At 47.1% G+C, this 20,695-nt stretch carries 17 protein-coding genes; 8 read left to right on the top strand and 9 right to left on the bottom strand.

What is annotated here, in order from left to right; all coding sequences use genetic code 11:
* Positions 1 to 140: 140 nt before the first annotated feature.
* The 4 genes from NDI48_31455 (at position 141) to NDI48_31440 (ending at position 6,743) form a co-directional block, all read left to right on the top strand.
* Complete coding sequence (locus NDI48_31455; protein ID MEP0835687.1) at positions 141 to 1,610, top strand: efflux RND transporter periplasmic adaptor subunit; 1,470 nt, start codon at positions 141 to 143, stop codon at positions 1,608 to 1,610.
* Positions 1,610 to 4,894, top strand: a complete 3,285-nt coding sequence (locus tag NDI48_31450; GenBank protein MEP0835686.1) for an efflux RND transporter permease subunit — start codon at positions 1,610 to 1,612, stop codon at positions 4,892 to 4,894. The genes NDI48_31455 and NDI48_31450 overlap by 1 nt, the downstream gene beginning before the upstream one ends.
* A 150-nt stretch (positions 4,895 to 5,044) precedes the next feature.
* On the top strand, positions 5,045 to 6,127 hold the full coding sequence (locus NDI48_31445; GenBank protein ID MEP0835685.1) for a class I fructose-bisphosphate aldolase: 1,083 nt from the start codon (positions 5,045 to 5,047) through the stop codon (positions 6,125 to 6,127).
* Positions 6,128 to 6,416: 289 nt separating this feature from the next.
* Complete coding sequence (locus NDI48_31440) at positions 6,417 to 6,743, top strand: hypothetical protein (GenBank protein ID MEP0835684.1); 327 nt, start codon at positions 6,417 to 6,419, stop codon at positions 6,741 to 6,743.
* Between the two features lie 114 nt (positions 6,744 to 6,857).
* Here the strand turns inward: NDI48_31440 and NDI48_31435 are convergent, their stop codons facing one another.
* Complete coding sequence (locus tag NDI48_31435) at positions 6,858 to 7,262, bottom strand: J domain-containing protein (GenBank protein MEP0835683.1); 405 nt, start codon at positions 7,260 to 7,262, stop codon at positions 6,858 to 6,860.
* 418 nt (positions 7,263 to 7,680) lie between these two features.
* On the opposite strand from NDI48_31435, the gene NDI48_31430 reads away from it, so the two are divergent.
* On the top strand, positions 7,681 to 8,853 hold the full coding sequence (locus tag NDI48_31430; protein ID MEP0835682.1) for a pyridoxal phosphate-dependent aminotransferase: 1,173 nt from the start codon (positions 7,681 to 7,683) through the stop codon (positions 8,851 to 8,853).
* Positions 8,854 to 9,340: 487 nt separating this feature from the next.
* Positions 9,341 to 9,859 (top strand): universal stress protein, encoded by a 519-nt coding sequence (locus tag NDI48_31425; GenBank protein MEP0835681.1) that lies wholly within the window; start codon positions 9,341 to 9,343, stop codon positions 9,857 to 9,859.
* Positions 9,860 to 9,895: 36 nt separating this feature from the next.
* On the opposite strand, the gene NDI48_31420 is transcribed toward NDI48_31425, so the two are convergent.
* Entirely contained in the window at positions 9,896 to 10,645 is a 750-nt protein-coding gene (locus NDI48_31420) for a pentapeptide repeat-containing protein (GenBank protein ID MEP0835680.1), read from the bottom strand.
* 214 nt (positions 10,646 to 10,859) lie between these two features.
* The gene (locus tag NDI48_31415; GenBank protein ID MEP0835679.1) at positions 10,860 to 12,131 is read right to left on the bottom strand and encodes a TetR family transcriptional regulator; all 1,272 of its coding nucleotides are present in this window, start codon (positions 12,129 to 12,131) and stop codon (positions 10,860 to 10,862) included.
* Positions 12,132 to 12,256: 125 nt separating this feature from the next.
* Between NDI48_31415 and NDI48_31410 the strand changes: the two genes are divergently transcribed.
* Entirely contained in the window at positions 12,257 to 13,111 is an 855-nt protein-coding gene (locus tag NDI48_31410) for a fatty acid desaturase (protein MEP0835678.1), read from the top strand.
* 89 nt (positions 13,112 to 13,200) lie between these two features.
* Here the strand turns inward: NDI48_31410 and NDI48_31405 are convergent, their stop codons facing one another.
* The 3 genes from NDI48_31405 to NDI48_31395 form a co-directional block, all read right to left on the bottom strand.
* Complete coding sequence (locus NDI48_31405; GenBank protein MEP0835677.1) at positions 13,201 to 13,659, bottom strand: GatB/YqeY domain-containing protein; 459 nt, start codon at positions 13,657 to 13,659, stop codon at positions 13,201 to 13,203.
* An 85-nt stretch (positions 13,660 to 13,744) separates the two neighbouring features.
* Positions 13,745 to 14,821, bottom strand: a complete 1,077-nt coding sequence (locus NDI48_31400; GenBank protein ID MEP0835676.1) for a 3-deoxy-7-phosphoheptulonate synthase — start codon at positions 14,819 to 14,821, stop codon at positions 13,745 to 13,747.
* A gap of 951 nt (positions 14,822 to 15,772) precedes the next feature.
* On the bottom strand, positions 15,773 to 16,078 hold the full coding sequence (locus NDI48_31395; protein ID MEP0835675.1) for an acylphosphatase: 306 nt from the start codon (positions 16,076 to 16,078) through the stop codon (positions 15,773 to 15,775).
* A gap of 96 nt (positions 16,079 to 16,174) precedes the next feature.
* On the opposite strand from NDI48_31395, the gene NDI48_31390 reads away from it, so the two are divergent.
* A complete protein-coding gene (locus NDI48_31390) occupies positions 16,175 to 16,639 on the top strand; it encodes an ABA4-like family protein (GenBank protein MEP0835674.1) in 465 nt (154 codons plus the stop codon).
* 90 nt (positions 16,640 to 16,729) lie between these two features.
* On the opposite strand, the gene NDI48_31385 is transcribed toward NDI48_31390, so the two are convergent.
* The 3 genes from NDI48_31385 to NDI48_31375 all read right to left on the bottom strand — a co-directional run bounded on the left by NDI48_31385 (position 16,730) and on the right by NDI48_31375 (position 20,499).
* Positions 16,730 to 17,647, bottom strand: coding sequence for a DMT family transporter (locus NDI48_31385; protein ID MEP0835673.1), 918 nt, complete (start codon positions 17,645 to 17,647; stop codon positions 16,730 to 16,732).
* 106 nt (positions 17,648 to 17,753) lie between these two features.
* Positions 17,754 to 19,100: a 3-phosphoshikimate 1-carboxyvinyltransferase gene (aroA, locus tag NDI48_31380; GenBank protein ID MEP0835672.1), complete on the bottom strand. Its 1,347-nt coding sequence runs from the start codon at positions 19,098 to 19,100 to the stop codon at positions 17,754 to 17,756.
* A 55-nt stretch (positions 19,101 to 19,155) separates the two neighbouring features.
* Positions 19,156 to 20,499, bottom strand: a complete 1,344-nt coding sequence (locus NDI48_31375; GenBank protein ID MEP0835671.1) for a hypothetical protein — start codon at positions 20,497 to 20,499, stop codon at positions 19,156 to 19,158.
* Positions 20,500 to 20,695: the final 196 nt, after the last annotated feature.

Here is a 20,695-nt window from a genome sequence, read left to right as displayed (position 1 = left end):
CCATGAACGCAAAACTTCTCGAATTCACGCTCAAGCGGCGTCCTGGTTCGAGTCCTGATACTCCCAGCCAAGACAGATTCTTAATGGCTTCCTGATTATAAAGATCAACTCCGCTAGTGTCCTGATTGGAATCTCTCTTCGTGTACTCCAACTCCCTATCTGCTTACTCGTCTACAGCTCCGATTCATACCGCCAAGCGATTTAGTCAAGTCACAGCCTCAAAGGGAAAACATAAAAAAGAAATTTCCCTGTGGCTGCTGATTTTTCTGCTGATGCCCTTGCCTTTTTTGACCGGGTGTAGTGGATTGTCTAAAACCGAAGCCGAGGCTCAATCGAACTCTTCTAGAAACAAAGCAGGGAAAGGTGGGACAGCGGTAGATGTAGCGATCGCAAAAACGGAAATTCTTGAGGAACCCTTCAAAACTACCGGCACCACCCAACCTGTTAGGCAAGTATCGCTCAGCGCTCAGGTGGAAGGACGCCTCCTGAGTCTACAGGTTGATGTAGGTGACCCCGTGAAAAAAGGTCAAATCCTCGCTCGGTTGGATGATTCGTTACTCGTCACCAGCGTCACTCAGGGAAAAGCCGAACTCGCTGCTCTCCAGTCAGAAGTCTCACGCGCCCAAACACAGGTGAAAAGTGCTCAAGCCGAAGCCGAACAAGCAAGGGCAGAACTAAAACAGGCACAAGTCGATGCCAAACGTCTGTTGTCGCTCTCCTCAGTCGGTGCCATTGCCAAGCAACAAGCCGAATTAGCCCAAACTGCTGCCGCCACGGCTCAACAAAGACTGAATTCCGCGATCGCACAAATTGCTACAGAACAACAGGCTGTTGCTGCTGCTCAAGGCCGGGTTGAAGCTCAACGCGCCACTATTGCTCAAGCACAAGAGCGCCAGTCCTATGCCCTGCTAGCGTCCCCCATTACGGGCGTTGTTGTAGGAAAAGTCAGCGAACCAGGAAACCTCGTACAGCCAGGAGACCCAATCTTACGCCTGGGAGATTTCAGCAGCGTAAAAGTAGAGGTACCCGTATCAGATTTAGAACTCTCAAAGGTTCAAGTTGGTCAATCAGTGCAGGTGAGCTTGGATGCCTTTGCCAATGAGGTAGTGACAGGGAGAGTCACCCGTATTTCCCCAGCCGCTAACAGACGTGCACTTCAAGGAAGCGTGGAAATCACGATTCCCAACAGCAACGGCAGAATTGGCAGTGGACTGTTTGCACGAATAAACTTTGAACCAAACACTGCGCCTCGGATCGTGGTACCCCAAAGTGCACTCTTCGGAGCTGGGGAAAGAAATCGTACAGGGGGATCTTCTTTGCCCACCTTAGAACAGGCGAGCAATGCAAAAACCAATGCCACTCTATCCAAGGGGGAAAATCCACAATTCACAGAAGCAACGGTGTTTGTAGTCACAGGTGAAAGTGACCAAGCCAAAGCCCAAGCCCGTCCTGTTCAAGTAGGGACAAGGGCAAATGATAAAGTGGAAATCCTTTCAGGGTTGAAGCCGGGAGAAAAGTTTGTCGCCCGTAGTGAGAAGCCCTTGAAGGATGGCGACAAGGTGCGTGTGAGCATACTGTCAAAAACCACAGAACAACAGGAGCAGCGCTAATGCAGAATGCTGGGACATCGGGATTCAGCATCAGTGCGATCGCGATTCGTAAACACATTGGTACCCTGATGCTAACCCTCACAGCGATCGTGCTGGGGGTCTTTTTCCTCACCCAAATTCAGGTCGATTTACTGCCGTCAATTACCTATCCTCGGATTGGCGTGCGTCTCTCTGCACCTGGAGTCTCGCCAGAGGTAGCGGTGGAAGAAATTACCAAACCCTTGGAGGAAGCCTTAAGCGCCACTGAGGGAGTGGTACAGATTTATTCCCAAACCCGTGAGGGACAGGTGAGTTTAGACCTGTTCTTCCAACCGGGGGGCAATATTGACCAAGCCTTGAACGATGCTACGGCTAGCTTTAACCGCGCTCAAGGCAGGCTACCCGATATTGTTGAACAGCCACGCTTGTTCAAAGCCGACCCATCCCAGTTGCCGGTTTATGAATTTGCCTTGCGTGCTCCGTCGTTGCGGGATGTCGATTTACGCGTGTTTGCCGATGAAGAACTCAGCCGCGAACTCGGCGTCGTGCCTGGGGTGGCATCGGTGGATGTTGCGGGGGGAGTCCAAGAAGAAGTCTTGGTTCAAATTGACCCGAATCGCTTACAAGCTTTGGGCATTGGTTTGACGGATGTGTTGGATGCCCTTGAAGAGCGGAATTTGGATGTTTCCGGTGGGCGTCTGCGAGGGGAGAGTTCAGAACCTTTAACCCGCACCGTTGGACGCTTTGGGGATGCTCAAGAAATTCGCAATCTCTCCTTTGAAGTCAACAGCACAGAAACAAGCTCAAACCTTCAACCTTCTAACCTTCAACCTTCTAACCTTCAACCTTCTAACCCCCAACCCCGCGTCTACCTGCGAGATTTTGCCGAAGTGATCGATGGAACCGAAGATCAACGGGTGTTTGTTTTCCTCAATGGGGAACCGGCGGTTAAGGTCAGCATCACCAAGCAGCCAGATGCCAACACAATTCAAGTCGTAGAGGGCGTAAAAAAACGCATCGACCAACTGCGGCAGTCGGGCTTGATTCCCGAAGATATGCAACTGGTTTCTACACAAGATGAGTCTCGCTTCATCCGCAACTCGCTCGCGGATGTCACTAATTCGGGAATTTCTGGAGCCTTGCTGGCAGCAGGAGCGGTATTGTTGTTTTTGGGTTCCCTGCGACAAACGCTGATTATTTCTCTGACTATCCCCTTGTGTACGCTGACGGCCATCATTTTGATGAAGCTGTTTGGCTTGTCTCTCAATTTGTTCAGTCTAGCGGGTCTAGCCTTGGGGATTGGTCAAGCGATCGATACAAGCGTAGTCATCCTGGAGAACATTTCTGAAGGGACAGGCATGACCCCAGGCCAGCACCAACGCCGCCGCTTGACACCTGAGGAATTCAGGCAGGAGTCGATCGCACGTAGCCAGGAGGTCGAATCCGCGCTGGTGGCTGCCACTGGAGCCAACCTGGTATCCGTGCTGCCGTTTCTCGTCATTGGTGGCTTTTTTTCGTTGCTGTTCAACGAGCTAATTCTCACGATTAGCTTTGCGATCATGGCCTCACTTCTAGTTGCTGTAACTGTGGTGCCTATGCTCACTTCCAGACTGCTAGCGATTCGTTGGTCGAGTCGCATTAGTCAGTTTTGGCTCTTGCAGCAGTTTAACCGTCGCTTTGAGGACGCCACTTTAGCTTATGCCCGCACTCTAGGCTGGGCATTGCGTTATCGGTTGTTGGTGATTACGATCGCCCTCTTGATTCTGGGTGGAGGTAGCGCATTTTTAGCCGGTCAAGTGCCTCAGGAAATCCTACCGCGAATTAATACGGGACAAGCCACATTGTCGGCTCAATTTCCTCCCGGCACCACCTTAGAAACCAACCGTAAGGTGATGAGCATCGTTGATGAGCTTCTCCTACAACAGCCAGAAACCGAGTATGTCTTTACCACCTCAGGCGGCTCTCTGTTTGGCAGCAACACAACAGAAAATACCTTGCGCGGTTCTAGCACAATTACCCTCAAACCCGGTAGCGAGGTTGAGACCTTCGTGCAGCGTGTCACTAAGGAGTTTGAAAAGTTAAATTTAGTGGGGATTCGCCTCCGAATGAGACCCGGTGAGGTGCGGGGTATTATCTTAACGAACTCGCCAGTACGGGGGGCAGAAATCGATATTCCCCTCCAAGGATCTGACCCCCAAAAGCTGCAACAAGCGGGACGTCAAGTGCTGCAAGCCCTAGATGAGCGTGTCACTTTAGCTCGTTTCCGCCCGGATGCTGACCCTCGGCAACCGGAAGTGCAGATTCGCCCGGACTGGGAACGTTTGGCAGAATTTGGTTTAACAGCACAGCAGATTGGAGACACTATTCAGACTTCAATCGAAGGTTCGGTGCCAACTCAGTTGCAACGAGGCGATCGCTTGGTGGATGTGCGGGTGCAGTTGAATCGGGAAACGTTGCAGCGTTCGACGCAGTTAGAGCAAGTGCCATTATTAGTGGCAGACAACCGCCCAATCCGTCTGGGAGATGTAGCGACCGTTGAAAACGGGGAAGCGCCGGGAGAAATTCAGCGGATTAACCAACGGCAAGTGTTTCAGATTGCTGGGAATTTAGCTGAAGGGGCGATTTTGAGTGAAGCGATCGCCCAAACCAACGCTGTCGTCGCTTCTTTAGAGTTACCCGATGGCGTCAGCGTGTTACCCAGTTCCGCCAGCGAAACGAATCGGCAGTTGCAAGATGCCCTCAAGCTTCTGGGAGGATTAGCGGCCTTTTTGGTGTTTGTGGTGATGGCGGTGCAGTACAACTCGCTGATTGACCCTTTGGTCATCATGTTTACAGTACCCCTTGCCCTGGCAGGTGGGCTTTTGGGGCTTTATGTTACTCAAACCGCGATCGGTGCAACGGTGCTAGTTGGTGCAATACTACTGGTGGGGATTGTGGTCAATATTGGCATCCTCATGATCGAGCTGGCTAACCAAATTCGCGAAAAGGAAGACATTGACCGCCAAACGGCGATTTTGAAAGCCGCCCCCCAACGCCTGCGACCGATTATGATGACGACTATTACCACCGTCTTAGGCTTGTTCCCGCTAGCTTTGGGCATTGGGGAAGGTTCAGAGTTTCTGCAACCTTTGGGTGTTGTGGTGTTTTCAGGTTTATCTTTAGCAACACTTTTAACCCTATTTATCATCCCCTGTTTCTACGTGCTGCTGCATGAGTTTCCAGGAGGAAAGAAACCGCGCCGCCAGCGGCGAACGGTTGTGGATAAAAAATCCTTAGAAACCGTTTACCATCACTCTCCTGATTAATTAAATTTTGGACAATTGTAATTTGAAATACCATTCTCAAGCGCGGCTTCGTTTCTAGAACTCTATCCATATAGATAGTCCCTCACAGCAAGCCACTGCCACAATAAAAGAATATCTGCCTCATACGATCAAGTCTTGAGGAAAACACTTATGACGGCTACCGCATCAGTACCTCACGCGATTGAATCTTGGCTGGGTAACGAAGCTGAAGACTTGCTAACCTACCAAGCGAAAGTTTCTAAACAGCTATTACATCTACCCGGCCCGGATTCGGTAGATCGCATTTTTGCACAAAGCGATCGCAACCCCCAAGTCCTTCGCAGTCTGCAACAGCTCTACTCAACTGGACGCCTTGCCAATACCGGTTATCTCTCCATTCTGCCTGTAGACCAAGGTATCGAACACTCGGCAGGTGCCTCCTTTGCCCCCAATCCGATGTACTTTGACCCGGAAAACATCGTCAAATTGGCGATCGCAGGGGGTTGCAATGGCGTAGCGACCACTCTCGGCGTCTTGGGGATGGTATCTCGTAAGTATGCCCACCGCATCCCCTTCATTGCCAAAATCAACCATAATGAACTGCTGACTTACCCCAACCAATTCGACCAGATTATGTTCGCCAGTGTCGAGCAAGCCTGGAATTTAGGGGCGGTGGCCGTAGGGGCAACCATTTACTTTGGTTCCGACCAGTCCACCCGCCAAATTCAGGAAGTCAGCCGCGCCTTTGCCCGCGCCCACGAACTCGGTATGGCAACAATCCTGTGGTGCTATCTCCGCAACAATGCATTTAAGCAAGACCAGGATTATCATATTGCGGCTGACCTTACGGGACAAGCTAACCACTTGGGCGTAACAATCGAAGCCGACATTATCAAGCAAAAGCTGCCTGAAAATAACAACGGCTACGGTGCCGTCGCTAAAGCATCTGGCAAGTCATACGGCAAAACCAACGAGCGCGTCTATTCTGAACTCACAACCGACCACCCCATTGACTTAACTCGCTACCAAGTGCTGAACTGCTATGCAGGTCGTGCGGGTTTAATTAACTCCGGTGGCGCATCGGGTAAAAGCGATTTTGCCGAAGCGATTCGCACGGCTGTAATCAACAAACGTGCGGGTGGTTCTGGCTTAATCTCTGGTCGCAAAACCTTCCAGCGACCCTTTGAAGAGGGTATCAAACTGTTTCATGCCATTCAGGATATTTACTTGTCCAATGAAGTAACGATTGCCTAAACCTCGGTTTTAACTTAGCTGCAACGCATCAAAGTTCTAAAAGATATATGTCGCAAGGATGAAAACTGATGCAACTTGAAGCGAAAGAGGGCATAACCCTTCTAGACTAATATATGGCAGAAGAAAATTTTGTCAATGGAACGGTTGAAATCTGACAACCTCCAGTCTTCCTTAACGGGTTGTTGGATTTCTTAAGGGATTGAATAACTGGCTCGTTAACGTACAGTGGGGTCTGTTGTCTCACTGTGGGGTTGTCTTTGCTGAAACGACTATGTTTAGGAGCTATGTTATGTCTACCAAAGGAAGTCCTGTACAAGCTGCTGTCTTAATCACTATTATTGGTGAATCCGTACTTAGAGAGCGTCTTGTGAAACTCCTCAAAAGTAAGGAAGTAACAGGATATACCATTAGTCAGGCTCAGGGCGAGGGCGGTCATGGCAGACGCTTGGGGGATATTGCGGGTTACAACACGAACATCGAGATCAAGACAGTCGTATCCGCCGAAAATTCTGATAATATTCTCCGCGCCTTGATGGAGATGCGGGAGGGTCACGCCTTAATGGCTTTCCGACAAAATGTAGAACTCTTGAGCAATGAGTTGGATGTGGCTCAATAGTCTCACTGAACAAGGTTAATAATGATCCGACTCACTCCGAACACGTAGGGTGGGCATTGCCCACCCTACTAAAACCACTCAAACCTCCATTGCAATCTTGGGTGATGGCACTCATTAATCTAACCAATCATCGAAATGACGGCGATTGGGACTTAAGTTTGGCTTGCACTCCTTGACAGTTTTTGGGTTGTTGACTTCCCTCGTCTGCTTCGCTCGCTGTTGATACAATCCCTCTGAAGAAGAAGGAGAAGAAGGAGCTTGAGGGACTGGAGTTGCCTGTGGTTTAGATGGAGTACGAAAACCTTGGGTGCGAGGAACTGTTTGTAAATAGCGTAACTGAGCATGAGCTTCATTGATTTCTTGAAGCTTGTGGTGTGCCTTTTGTTGTAACCGGGGATGACCGGCAAACCGATCAGGATGCCAAACCCAGGTTAAATCAATGTAGCCCTGATGAACTTCCTCCGGTGAGGCTCCCGGATTTAGGTCGAGAATTTTGTAGTAGCGTTGGGTGTCTAACATCTACAACACTTTTTAATTAAGGAATAGAACTTTGTGTCAAAAATAGTATTTCCAGTTTGAAAGGTCTGAAGCTAAGTGAGTAACTAAACACACATCAGTTTAGGAAAGATATATTTTGTAGTCTTTCTTTAACTAAAGTTAATGCTTTCACAGTTTAGGATTCGCAGTATTGTTAACAGATTAATATCCTAATTCTGAGCTTAATTCTTAATAGTGATGACTTTTTGGCGGTTATCCCTGACTGTTATAACAAGTGAGCTGACCATCCAGATGATCGGCACCTACTCCTGTGGCACGGCAGGAAAACTAAAAAAAAAGCCAATTTACAGCGAGATCGCCACTTCCTCTGGGAAACTAGGAAGCGTGCAAACGAAATTCTATCCCTTAATTCTTTAGTTAGTTGTTGGGTGTAATAAGCATGAAGCTGGCAGCACGAGTTGGTCAAGTTCCTCCCTCCCTTACTCTGGCAATTGCCGCGAAGGCGAAAGCCTTGAAAGCCGAAGGGATAGATGTCTGTAGTTTCAGTGCTGGGGAACCAGACTTTGACACCCCAGCCCATATCAAAGCCGCAGCCGAGAAAGCTCTACAGGAAGGAAAAACCAAGTATGGTCCAGCGGCGGGGGAGCCAAAATTACGGGAAGCGATCGCCCGTAAGTTGAGAGAAGATAACGGTCTTTGTTATAACGCAGAAAATGTCATTGTCACCAACGGTGGTAAGCATTCTCTGTTTAACCTGATGCTGGCGCTGATTGAAGCGGGGGATGAAGTGATTATCCCAGCGCCTTATTGGCTTTCCTACCCCGAAATGGTAAAGCTGGCGGAAGGAACTCCCGTGATTGTTTCTACCGATGTCTCTAGTGGTTACAAAATTACCCCAGACCAGTTACGCTCAGCCATCACCCCTAAAACCAAATTATTTGTCCTCAATTCTCCCTCAAATCCGACCGGCATGATTTACACGCCAGAGGAAATTAAAGCACTGGCAGAGGTTGTAGTTGAGAACAATATTTGGGTGGTTTCGGACGAAATTTACGAAAGAATTCTTTATGACGGTGCAGAACATCTGAGTATTGGTGCGATTGGGGCAGAAATTTTTGATCGCACCATTATTAGTAATGGGTTTGCCAAAGCCTACTCGATGACGGGTTGGCGTTTAGGGTATCTGGCAGGGCCGGTAGAACTGATTAAAGCCGCAACAACCATTCAAAGTCACAGTACATCCAATGTCTGTACCTTTGCTCAGTATGGTGCGATCGCAGCGTTAGAAGGTTCGCAAGATTGCGTGGAAGAAATGTGCCAAGCCTTTGCCGCACGGCGACAGGTGATGTTAGATCGTCTGAATGCGATTCCCGGACTCGTGTGTCCGAAACCTGATGGAGCGTTTTACATGTTTCCCGATATTAGTCAAACGGGGATGAAATCGATGGAGTTCTGTAACGCGCTGCTAGAATCTCACCAAGTTGCGGTTGTTCCTGGAATTGCTTTCGGTGCAGATGATTGTATCCGCCTGTCTTACGCAACCGATATGGCATCGATTCAAAAAGGAATGGATCGCGTCGAGAAGTTTGTGCGGGGCATCAGCCTTGGGTAAAGCATAGGATTTACAAAAACAAAGAGCGATCGCTCTGCCACTCATAGGGCATCCTACGGCAAGTGATGCCCTATGGGCGAGCGCTTCCGGGAAAGATTTTTGCACCCAGGCTCCAATCATAGTGGAGAGGTGTTATAGCAAAAGGCAGAGGGCAGAAGGCAGAAGGCAGAAGGGAAAAGATTGACTGGTATCGGTTTCAGTATTTGGCTTTGTCCTAATCACCTTGGCGACTGCTATAACTCGCCACTTGGCTAAGACGAAGTATTACAAAGATTGACTGAAGGCAAGGAAAAATCAGGATAAGATCATAGATAGAATCATCGATTAACATAAATCGACAATTCTCTGCTTAGAGCCATCCTATTTCCAGTCAAGAGCAAGTGGTATTTCCATTCAACTGCCCTGGGCTCAGCAGAGAATGCTATTGAACCCAGTTAAAACTTCATATTCTCAATCGGGTCACCTTTAATTGACCAAGGAGGGAGCTGTGAGATACAAAAAAATCTTAGTAGCGCTTGATCGCTCACCTCAATCAGAAATTGTCTTTGATCAAGCTCTAGAGCTAGCGAAAAAAGAAGATGCTGCTCTCATGCTGTTTCACTGTTTACCTTTTGAAACACCGGGTGTTGGCTCTTATGCAGATGTGTTTGGTAGAGAGTTAATCAACTTCTCAGTCAAACTGCAAACAGTATTAGATCAAGAAAGTGAACAAGCCCGTCAATTCCTAAGAGACCATTGCCAGAAGGCAACGGCCCAAGGAATTCCGACCGAATGGGATTTGAAGATCGGAGATGCAGGAAGTCGCATTCGAGAACTGGCTAAGGCTTGGGATGCCGATTTAGTGATAGTCGGTCGTCGAGGTCACCGAGGTCTTGCCGAGATTGTCTTGGGAAGTGTCAGTAGTTATGTGCTTCACCAAGCCCCTTGCTCAGTTTTAGTGGTACAAGGTATCAGTCCCAGCCTCGAATCAACCGCTGGCTCTGTAACCCAATCCATGAATTCCTAACAGATTGATCTATCACAACCAAGAAGTCAAAAAAGTCTATTCTCGTAAAGCACCTTTTAACTTAGCCTTATTGGTATTAGCTCTTTGCCAGTTAGTTTTACGTAAATCAGCACCTTCTAAATTGGCATTGATTAAGTTAGCACCTGCCAAATCAGCGCTTGTTAAAACCGCTTTCTTCAGGTCAGCATAACTGAGGTCAGCTCTGTTTAATTTGGCTTTGTTAAAATTAGCCCCAACCGCTTGCATCTCTTTAAAATTAACCTTCGTTAAATTAGCCTCTGCTAAATTTGCCCCCGTTAAATCAACCTTGGGTAAATTAGACGCTGTCAAATTAGCATGGCTAAGATTGGCACCGCTGAAATTAGGTGCTTCTCCCTGTTGAATGGGTAAAGTCTTCAAGTCTTCGCCAAAGCGAGTACGGGAAAGATTGGCTCTCGTTAAGTTGGCTTGGCTCAGATTTGTCTTCGATAGTTGTGCCTGAGAAAGATTTGCTCCGCTTAAGTTTGCTTGACTCAAATTGGTATCTTTGAGGTTAGCTCCTGCTAAATTAGCCTGAGAAAGGTTAGCGTCAGATAAGTTAGCTTGACTTAAATTGACGGCTGTTAAATTGACTCCTCGAAAATCACAGCCTGAACATTGATTCGTATTGGTTAACTGTTGCAGCGCTAAAGAACCACTAAGATTGAACTCTTGGACTTGATTAGCTGTATTTACTTTAGCGTTGGTCGCACATCCCCCACAGCCCGCAATCACAAGTAACTTCATTACTATCTTAGTAAGCTTCATTACTTGCACCCCTAAATTTTTTATGTAGTTTGAGATTTTACCACGCACATAAAATTATTAGTAGTGCATTATAACAGAACTCCAAAAAATGTTAACCTTTGAAATATTTATTTCACGTATTCTTGGGTTAGGTAGACCACAAAATCACTCACGTAAGTCTTGCTTGCACGATGAGCAAAGTCAACTTGTAAAAAAATTAACTATACAGCCTCTCCTAAGCTTTTTGATCAGTTTTGCCGATGCCTTTTGCATCAAGTTTGAGTGCACGCTCTAAAGCGGCTTTTTCCCTCGCACGTCGAGCATAGGGTTGTAATTGGTTAGAATCCCAACCACTCAGAATACTCAAATCCTCTAAATCAATTCCCCGCATCAACATTTCCACACACCAAGTCTGTCTCGCTTGCTCTAGAAATAGGGGTTGACTTTTAGGCGTTAACAATCCAGAGGTGAATCCCTGCCATGCCATGCGAAACTCTGATTCTGACATGGGTTCGCCTGCATCATTGACAAACAACGCTGACTGTTCGTCTTTACGGCTTTTTAACCATTGAGTTAAGGGATTACGAGCATAGGAACCGTAGCGTTTTCCCATAATCCACTGATTCACTGGCACTTGCCGCACCGCACCCTCAGTAATCTGTAACAGGTTTTGGTGTTCGTCGCTGATTTTAGGCGTTAGCGAAGCGGCTCCGTAGGAGCTTCGCTCTAAGGCAACCACTTCTGGAAGAGTGATACCGGTACCAAACAAGATATAGGCGAAAGCATAATCTCGTAATCCCTGTTTTTTGGCCTGTTGCAAAATCGAATGTACGAAGGAAGCGGGTAAATCCGCCACTCTCTCATGCTCGGGAGTTGACAGCGGCTGGGATGGCTCACTCAACTCGTTGGGTGAAACCACCCCATGTAAGAACAGTTCCACCAAACTCTCTAAAAAATCCTCCTGATCCTCCCAAAGTTCGTGGAATTCACTCGTCAGTTCAATGACTAAATAGCCGAACAACATTTCATTGAGCAAACTCGCCACTTTTTCTACAGGGATGCGAGGATGTAAATTTTCGCGATCAATGACCGTAGCTAGGTATCGAGCCACCTCTAGATTGGCTAGAGTAACCCCTCGCCCTAAGGCTCGGCGATTTTCAAGAGTGTAGCGACCGGCCTCCCCAACCACAGAACGCAGCACTTCGGGAATTTCTTCCAGCGCTTGCAAGCGATCGCTCGCATAATTTTTGAGGGCTTGATCTAAACGACTGGTTGTTTGAACTTGCACTCTCAAGGTTTCACTCAGGTGAGTAAAAACCGCCGTGTCCTCAATGACAGCCAAGAGCAATCCTTGCTTATTCCCGAACTGCCGGAACAGCGTAACTTCATTAACCTGAGCCAATTCAGCAATTTGCCGAGTGGTCGTCTCTGTCACGCCCTGCGAGGTAAACAACTCCAGCGCCGCATTAATCAAACGCTGTCGAGTTGAAGAAGGTGGTCGAGACATAAGCCTAAAGATGTAAGTGACACTTGCATTTATGCGTTAGCATTGCGTTAAGCTGTAATAGTGCAAGTATTACTTGCATTTCAATTCCCAGCCATAGCTACCCCTCTCCTCAATCGAGAAGATTTATGACCTATAAAACAGTTGCGGCTGCCCCAGACAGCCGAGCGGATTTAAAATTCAACTGGGTTAGTGCAACGTTTTTCGTTGCCATTCACGCTTTAGCCATGCTGGCTCCTTGGTTTTTCTCCTGGTCAGCGTTGGGAGTGTGCTTATTCCTCCACTGGTTATTCGGCAGCATTGGCATCTGTTTAGGGTATCATCGACTGCTGACTCATCGTAGTCTTCAGGTACCCAAGTGGTTGGAGTATATCATTACAACAATCGGTACCCTCGCTCTGCAAGGGGGGCCAATGTTTTGGGTGGCTGGTCACCGTCAGCATCATGCCCACCCGGAAGACGATGTGAAAGACCCATACTCAGCAAAACGGGGTTTTTGGTGGAGCCACATGTTGTGGTTGGTCTATCAAACACCAGGTCTTTTTGACCGAGAAACCTATAAAAAATATGCTCCAGATCTTGCACGAGACCCCTATTATTGCTGGCTCGATCGCTACTTTTTATTACTCCAGATTCCTCTAGGTCTGTTGCTGTATGCTCTAGGAGGATGGTCGTTTGTCATCTGGGGAATGTTTGCGAGAGCCGTGTTACTCTGGCACAGTACTTGGTTGATTAATTCAGCTACTCACATGCGTGGTTATCAAACATACGACGTAAAAGATGGTTCTCGGAATCTCTGGTGGGCGGCGATTTTAACCTATGGAGAAGGTTGGCACAATAATCACCACGCTCAACCCAATGTGGCACCGGCTGGACGTCAGTGGTGGGAAGTGGATATGACTTGGTGGGCGATTCAAGTTCTAAAAACTCTTGGCTTAGCGAAGAAGGTCGTCATGCCTCCGCAGCAACAAGTACAAGCGTAGTTGATTGGTAGGAGAGGGTAATGCTCATCAAACTTGGCGGGGACTGTTGACCCCGTCAAGCCAATTTCTCCCCCTGGTGACGCCACATGTTAACTACTCAGTTTTGCCTTGACCAGGGCTTGAATTTTCTGTCCATCGGCTCGACCTTTAAGCTGTTGCATAACTGATCCCATCACCTTACCCATGTCTTTAGCAGAGGTCGCTCCAACAGCAGCAATAACTTCATCGATAATAGCTGCAACCTCTTGATCAGAAAGTTGCTTAGGTAAATACTCTTCCAGAATGGCTAGTTCCTGAGATTCTTGTTCGACTAAGTCCTCACGTCCAGCTTTACGATACTGTTCAATAGAATCTCGACGTTGTTTCGCCAACTGCGTTAAGACTTCCATCTCCTGAGTTTCGGTGAGAGTCTCTTGCCCTTGAGCGCGCAAAGTCGATTCTTTTTCTAAGATGACTTTTTTGATACTGCGGACTGTTTCGAGGCGAACTTTATCTTTAGCTTTCATCGCCACTTTGATCTCTTCTGAAATACGGTCTTTTAAGCTCATTGTTTTCTACCTTATAAATAATAAATAGGAGTAGGAAGCTAATTAGTTGGGTGCGTTATGCTGTCGCTTACGCACCCACTCGGAATTAAACCTCCACAGGAACCTGGCAGTCTACCTCATTTAACGTTCTATAGGCTGCTAAAACAACCTTTTCTGTCTCCTCCCAGCCAATACACTTATCGGTTACAGAAATACCATATTGTAATTCCTTCCGATTACTGGGAATTGGTTGACTTCCTTCGTACAAATTAGATTCCAGCATCATGCCAACTATCGAGCTATTACCATCGAGAATTTGTTGAACCACATTCTCAAAGACGGAACCTTGTAATTTGTGGTTCTTCTTAGAATTTCCGTGGCTACAATCGATAACAATTTTCGACGGTAAATCAGCCTCCTTTAATTTTTCTTCGGCCAGCTTGACACTTTCAGCTTCAAAGTTGGGTTTACGGTCGCCCCCTCTTAAAATAATATGACCATAAGCATTTCCAGTGGTTCTAAAAATACTCACCTGTCCTTCTTCATTAATTCCTAAGAAATGATGGGGTTCTCTAGCAGAATGCAGCGCATTTAAAGCTACTTGAATACTCCCATCCGTACTGTTCTTAAACCCAACTGGCATGGAAAGTCCGCTGGCCATTTCGCGATGCGTTTGGGATTCGGTCGTGCGCGCTCCAATCGCTGTCCAGGAAATAAGATCGCTAATATATTGAGGTACTATAGGATCTAGAGCTTCTGTGGCGGTGGGCAATCCAATCTCAGCAATTTCGATTAGGAGTTTCCGTGCCATGATTAACCCCTTTTCGATATGAAAAGAATCATCCATATCGGGGTCATTAATTAATCCTTTCCAGCCGACAGTGGTTCTCGGTTTTTCAAAGTAAACTCTCATAATGAGAAGCAGTTTATCTTTGACTTGGTCTGAAAGAATTTTCAGTTTTTTAGCATAGTCTTGCGCTGCTTGAACATCATGAATCGAGCAGGGGCCAACGACAAGAAATTTCCTCTGGTCTTTACCGTCTAGAATCGCTTCTAGCTCCTGCCGAGATTTTAAAACTGTTATCTCTGCTAAATCGGTTAAAGGTAATTGAGACTTGATTTCAATCGGTGTGATTAAAACCTGTGATTTTTCAATATGGGTGTTAGAGACTTGGTTGTACATTTTGCAGACTGCCTGATGGATATAGAGCGTAAGGATTCCGAGCTAAGTGTAATAAACTTCTGGAAAATCTTAGGTTTTGTGAAGTAACTGTAATAATTATCACAGTTTTCTTTCCTGTTGATGCAAGCCATGTAATGTTCTAGAGGTTCAGCTCAGGCGCTCGGCTTCAAGAGCATCCCTCTGAGGGACGTACATCTTCCAGGTGAAACCAGTGTCACACGATACTAATAGCCCCCTAGCGGTCACACGATACTAATAGCCCCCTAGCGTAACGCTGACCCTAACTACAGGGTAGGCAAAATACCCACCCTAGCACTACACTACCTATTTAAAATTTTTCTAGGGACTCCGGAATGCAACAGGTTTCTCTCCTATCTAAGTTTACTTCCTACAAAAGTTTGATTCAGGAATAGGCGCTCCAAAGTGTTACACTAGCTAGCGAACAATTGTTCTGGATAGAGTTTAGATATTTCCGAGTAGTTATGTCGAAGCTAGAGATGTTTGTTGAAAATATATAGCAAGCAGACCGAATATTTTCAGTCACTATGCTAATCAAACGTCTCAAAAGCCCTATAGGCAGCCAGCTCAATTCACTGTATTTCATGTCTCAAATGAGGTGTACTGATGAAACCGACTATGGCTCTCCCTTTCTATGTTGAATCTAGCTTATCGTTCGTTGTCTTTCTGTTGCTGGTCATCTTCTTGCTTTAGCTCATAACTTTTAGAAACCTAGAAGTCAGGAGTTTTTGAGCCAGAAGAAAGAGACGTTTAGATAGGGCTGTACTAAACCATACAGGGCTTCTAACAGAAAACAATAATTTCAAGGTCTTAGAATGAGTCAGTGTACATGAGCCTGCTCGAACAAGGCCGTAGGCTAAACAAAAAATTTGGGTAAGGTTGAGAGAATTTCCTTCTTTGCTTTTTATACTCGTTTAGGCTCAGTACTCCTGACTATCGCCTTGAACGCTCAATCTTAAATCCTAAAAGCCCTTCAGGTTCCTCGTATTCAACCGCCACATCTTGAACCCTAGCTGCCGTTGGTCCTGTGTGACACCAACGAATCATACTTTCAACCGTATTCCTACTTCCTTCAAAAACCGCTTCCACACGCCCATCCGGGACATTCCGCACCCAACCATTCACCCCTAATCGGGCAGCTTCATCCATAGTGAAATAGCGGTAGCCGACGCCCTGAACTCTTCCGGCAATGAAAACATGGGCGCGAATAGACTGTTGGGGCGATGATGGGTTTGGCATTGGACAGTCCGCTGTTGACGATACTCAATCAGATTCTACTGTCTGACGTTCGGTAGAATCACGGGTAGTGAATCTTTAACGGTCATACTCAGTTTTATGATGTTCGCTCAACTGTTCAATATTGCCAATCTCTTCGTTTTGCCCTTCTGGGTACTGATGATTTTGCTACCAAACTGGGGTGTTACCCGCAAAGTGATGGAATCCTATCTTCCCTTTGTTGCATTGGCTCTTTTGTATATTTATTTGTTTATTAGCAGCATTACACCGGAATCTGCAGCCGCTTTGTCTAATCCTCAGTTAGCCGACATTGCCCGTTTCTTCGCAGATGAAAAAGCCGCTGCAACAGGATGGATTCACTTCCTCGTGATGGACTTGTTTGTTGGGCGCTGGATTTACCTGGAAGGACAGCGTACAGGTGTCTGGACAGTTCATTCGCTGGCTTTATGCTTATTTGCTGGGCCAATGGGATTACTTTCTCATATTTTGACTCATTGGATTTCACAGCGATTTTCCTCAACGCCTGATTCCGAGTCTGCAACCCCTTCCACTGGAACACCGTAACTTGAGACAGGTAGGGTGCGTCGCAACGCACCTTACTACTAAGTATGAGGGTATGAGGTTTTTTCTGAACTCCGGAAATAGGGATATGCGCTAAGAACGCCCCGAAATTGTGATCGCAACCCCACCCAGCAACACCACTGCACCCGCCAATACCAGTAGTCCTGGCAACTCATTAAACACCAGAAAGCCCAGAAAGCTGGAACTAACAGGTTCAAACAAAATGGCTAAAGTGACAAACGTGGGAGAAATCCAACGCATAGCCCAGTTGATGGTAGTATGCCCTAACACTTGCGCCGCAATCGCCATTAAAAAGATGTAGAGGTAGACAGCAACCGGGTAGCCAACATAGTTTGAGCCGAAGAGTAATGGGAGAGGCAAAAGCACGAATGCTCCTGCACTGTAGGCAACTGCAACATAAGTGCCGATCCCCAAACCACGTCGCTGAGCTTCACGACCCAAAAGCAGGTATAAACTAATCATCCAAGCGCCTATGAGAGCCAGAACATTACCTAGTAGTGGGTTATGTCCGGAGCTAACTGCTCCTTGATCTCCCAAAGCAATCAGAACACCACCTATAAACGCAACAACAATTCCCAGAATCGCTAGCTTGGTTAGTTTTTCCTTAAACCACAGCCACGAGAGTAAAGCCACCCAGACGGGATTTGTGGTCACTAAAGTTGTGGATGCCGCAATTGAGGTGAAGGATAGTGAGGTAATCCAAGTGGCGAAATGTAGGGCGAGACAGACTCCCGCCAGACCCGCATAAAGTAAGGCTCCTGGAGTGAATTGGGTTTGCTTTAAGTTCCGCCAAGCGGGTAGTAGCAGGAAGGAGGCGATCGCAAGGCGAGAAGCCGCTAGGAATAAACTAAATCCTACCGGATTGACCCCAGCAGAAGCGGTCGCGTTCATGGCTAAGCGAATAAAAATTGCCGCTGTGGAAACGGCAAAAACACCTACGATTAAAATCAATCCGACCTGCCACTTCATTGGCTGTTGGAGGATTTTCATTCACTCATACCCTGAATCTTGAGCGATTCTTAGACCAACCCTGATCAATAATCCATTCAAATTGCTATTCTCTTAGAGCTAGAGCCAAAGAATCGCTTCTCTGGTGTTAGCGACAAAGTTGTTGCAAGGTGGTTGTGAAGTCAGGGTAGGAAATGGCAGCCGCTTCAGCACCATGAATAGTCGTGGTATCTGTAGCATTGAGTGCGGCGATTGCCAAACTCATGGCGATTCGGTGATCCGTATGACTATCAACATCCCTTCCTACTAAAGGAGTGCCGCCCGTGATTTCTAAACCATCGGGCAATTCTGTCACTCGTGCCCCCATGCGGTTTAACTGGGATGCCATCACTGCAATGCGATCGCTCTCTTTCACTCGCAGTTCTGCCGCATCTCGAATTACAGTCGTGCCTTGGGCGAAAACAGCGGCGACAGCCAAAATCGGAATTTCATCAATCAAGCGGGGAATCAAATCACCTGCAATTTTGCATCCTTGGAGCCGTCCGTGCCGCACCCTCAAGTCTGCCACCGGCTCTCCGGCTACCACGCGCTGATTTTCCAACTCAATGTCAGCCCCCATCATCTCTAAGGCTTCTAAAACGCCTGTGCGAGTGGGATTGACACCGACATTTTCAATCAGCAGTTCTGAACCGGGAACAATGGCACCGGCAACCAACCAAAAGGCGGCTGAGCTAATATCACCGGGAACAATCACGGTTTGCCCTTGCAGTTGAGCGGGTCCTGTGACAGTAACGCTATGGGTTTGGGGATCAACGCTGAGTTCTGCCCCAAATGCCTTGAGCATCCGTTCGCTGTGATCGCGCGAGAGGGCCGGTTCAGTCACTGTCGTCTGTCCTTGGGTCATTAAACCGGCCAGCAGGATACAGGACTTGACTTGGGCTGAGGCGATAGGGGATTGGTAGTGGATGGGTTTGAGCGCTTGTCCTTGAATGGCTAAGGGCGCAAGCGTTGTCCCCTGACGCCCCCAGATTTTTGCGCCCATCTCTTGCAAGGGCTTGACTACACGAGACATGGGACGCGATCGCAGGGAACTGTCACCCGTTACGGTGAAAAATCGTCCTGGGTGAGAGGCGAGAAGTCCCAGCATCAGCCGCAAGGTAGTACCGGAGTTACCAGCATTGAGAACATCCATGGGTTCTTGTAACTGCCCCAATCCTATGCCCTGGACAATTACTTGCTCTGAATTTAATTCAGAGATTTGAGCACCCATGGCCCGAAAACAGCTAGCTGTGCTACGGGGATCTTCGCCCAAAAGGAGTCCCTGAATTTGGGTTTCCCCTTGGGCGATTGCGCCTAACATTAATGCTCGGTGAGAGATGGATTTATCCCCTGGCACCCTCAGGTGTCCCTGGAGAGATATCCCTGAGACAGGTTTCTGAATAAGCAAATGGTGCTGATGTTCAGTAATGTTTAGGGTGACAATGGCAGAGGGCATTGGGATAAGCTCACCATGAAAATGCTCATAGCATCCTACCAAGCTTTGGCCGAGTTTATTGAAAGCCTCTCCCTGTCTTTTGCTTCTTTTTACCCTTGCTCTTCGAGGCTGATTTGTTAACCTCTGCTAAGGCTTCTTGAAACAAGTTATGTAAATGCAGTGGTACACTCGCGATTTCTGGTAGCTCCGGCTCTAGCGGTTTGCCCTTTTCTTGGAGTAGAGCATTCAGGTCACTTTCAAGTTTAAATTCTTTTTGCCCTAAGAAAGTTTGCAACACCTTTTCTAGCTGGATTGGATATTGCTGTGCCAATTTATGCCAAATAAAAACATTAATCGCTGGGTCTTCCAAGTATTTGCGAACTAATTTATGGAGCGCTGGATTTGTCTGGCCGCCTTCAGATTCTAGGATGGTCTTAAACTGAGTGTAGGTTGGCAGAAAAAGCTGGCCCCAACGAGGATGGGTGAAAACGGTTACCTGTTCGGCATTCTTAAGTTCAGCCGGCAATTCAACTTTAGGCATCACCATTTTGGCTGTGCCTTGATTACTATCGAAAATCTGAGAAACGGCTGTTGCGTCAGCGCCAGCTTCTTCGGCTGCTGCTTTAATTTCTTCTGCTGTGACTCCTGATTCTTCTGCCAGTTCCGATAAGGATTTGGATTCGTCAATGCCTGCTGCCGCTAATTTACCCTTGGTTATTAGCTCTTGCAATTCTCCAAATTTCTGATTGAGCTGATACCCAGGCAGTGTAACTTCATCACTACCAAAAAAGTCAAGAAATTGATGGTGATACTCTGCGACAGACTTCCATGCTTCCTCTAATAAATCCGGGGCATCGCTGTAAAGTGCGTCTTTATAATTTTCTTTAAAGTTACCAATTGCAACTGCCAACTTAGGTTTGCCCAAGGAACCCATAGGCATACAAGGACCAGAGAACATCCAATAGGTATCAGTTACGGGAGAAATACGAGTCAGTAAAATTTCCCCCTCTTTGAACCGCCTCATCTCCTGTAAGGTAATCGCATCGTTTGGCTTAACGGTGTAAGATTTAGCCGTTAGCCAGTTCATTAACTCAAAGCCATCTGGAAGAATCTTGATAACGGCAAATAAGCCAATAAAAGTGCGCTGCCAACCTTTCATTAAGGTGCGATCATCGTCTGACAGCTCTGGATGGCTTTCTATAAATAAGTCCAGAGGCGTTTTATCCCCAACTCGTCCCTGAGTCACAAAAGAATCAATTAGCAGATTTTGTTCATAAGTTGCATCATGACGATTCCCTTGGGAACGCGACTTGACGGCAACATATGACTCTAAGGATTCTGCTAGAACTCCTTCGGCGTCAAGGACAAACTCAATTAATGTTTGCTTTAGTTCACTCGATCGCTTCAATATTGCATCCACAGCAGAATTTCTCAGCTCAACAATCCTAGCTTATCGACTTTCAGGATAAAAAAACAAAAGCCTCTTTGTACATAAAGAGGCTTTTGTGTGATGAATGACCTGGCATCGAGCTATTGTCCCGTGGGGTGACCCCCAAAGTATCTTGGCCGCTGCAACGTTTCACCTCCGAGTTCGGGATGGAGTCGGTGTGGTTCCA

It is taken from the genome of Microcoleus sp. AS-A8 (genome assembly GCA_039962225.1).
In the GTDB taxonomy this organism is placed as follows: domain Bacteria; phylum Cyanobacteriota; class Cyanobacteriia; order Cyanobacteriales; family Coleofasciculaceae; genus Allocoleopsis.
Note: the sequence above shows the minus strand (reverse complement) of the source record. Positions and strands in the feature narration are given on the sequence as shown.

Excerpts from the sequence above, each read along its gene's own strand:
- aroA (MEP0835672.1), bottom strand. The coding sequence starts at position 19,100 with ATGCCCTCTGCCATTGTCACCCTAAACATTACTGAACATCAGCACCAT.
- NDI48_31405 (MEP0835677.1), bottom strand. The coding sequence starts at position 13,659 with ATGAGCTTAAAAGACCGTATTTCAGAAGAGATCAAAGTGGCGATGAAA.
- NDI48_31440 (MEP0835684.1), top strand. The coding sequence starts at position 6,417 with ATGTCTACCAAAGGAAGTCCTGTACAAGCTGCTGTCTTAATCACTATT.
- NDI48_31435 (MEP0835683.1), bottom strand. The coding sequence starts at position 7,262 with ATGTTAGACACCCAACGCTACTACAAAATTCTCGACCTAAATCCGGGA.
- NDI48_31400 (MEP0835676.1), bottom strand. The coding sequence starts at position 14,821 with ATGTACAACCAAGTCTCTAACACCCATATTGAAAAATCACAGGTTTTA.
- NDI48_31430 (MEP0835682.1), top strand. The coding sequence starts at position 7,681 with ATGAAGCTGGCAGCACGAGTTGGTCAAGTTCCTCCCTCCCTTACTCTG.
- NDI48_31450 (MEP0835686.1), top strand. The coding sequence starts at position 1,610 with ATGCAGAATGCTGGGACATCGGGATTCAGCATCAGTGCGATCGCGATT.
- NDI48_31385 (MEP0835673.1), bottom strand. The coding sequence starts at position 17,647 with ATGAAAATCCTCCAACAGCCAATGAAGTGGCAGGTCGGATTGATTTTA.
- NDI48_31420 (MEP0835680.1), bottom strand. The coding sequence starts at position 10,645 with ATGAAGCTTACTAAGATAGTAATGAAGTTACTTGTGATTGCGGGCTGT.
- NDI48_31410 (MEP0835678.1), top strand. The coding sequence starts at position 12,257 with ATGACCTATAAAACAGTTGCGGCTGCCCCAGACAGCCGAGCGGATTTA.
- NDI48_31415 (MEP0835679.1), bottom strand. The coding sequence starts at position 12,131 with ATGTCTCGACCACCTTCTTCAACTCGACAGCGTTTGATTAATGCGGCG.
- NDI48_31445 (MEP0835685.1), top strand. The coding sequence starts at position 5,045 with ATGACGGCTACCGCATCAGTACCTCACGCGATTGAATCTTGGCTGGGT.
- NDI48_31390 (MEP0835674.1), top strand. The coding sequence starts at position 16,175 with ATGATGTTCGCTCAACTGTTCAATATTGCCAATCTCTTCGTTTTGCCC.
- NDI48_31395 (MEP0835675.1), bottom strand. The coding sequence starts at position 16,078 with ATGCCAAACCCATCATCGCCCCAACAGTCTATTCGCGCCCATGTTTTC.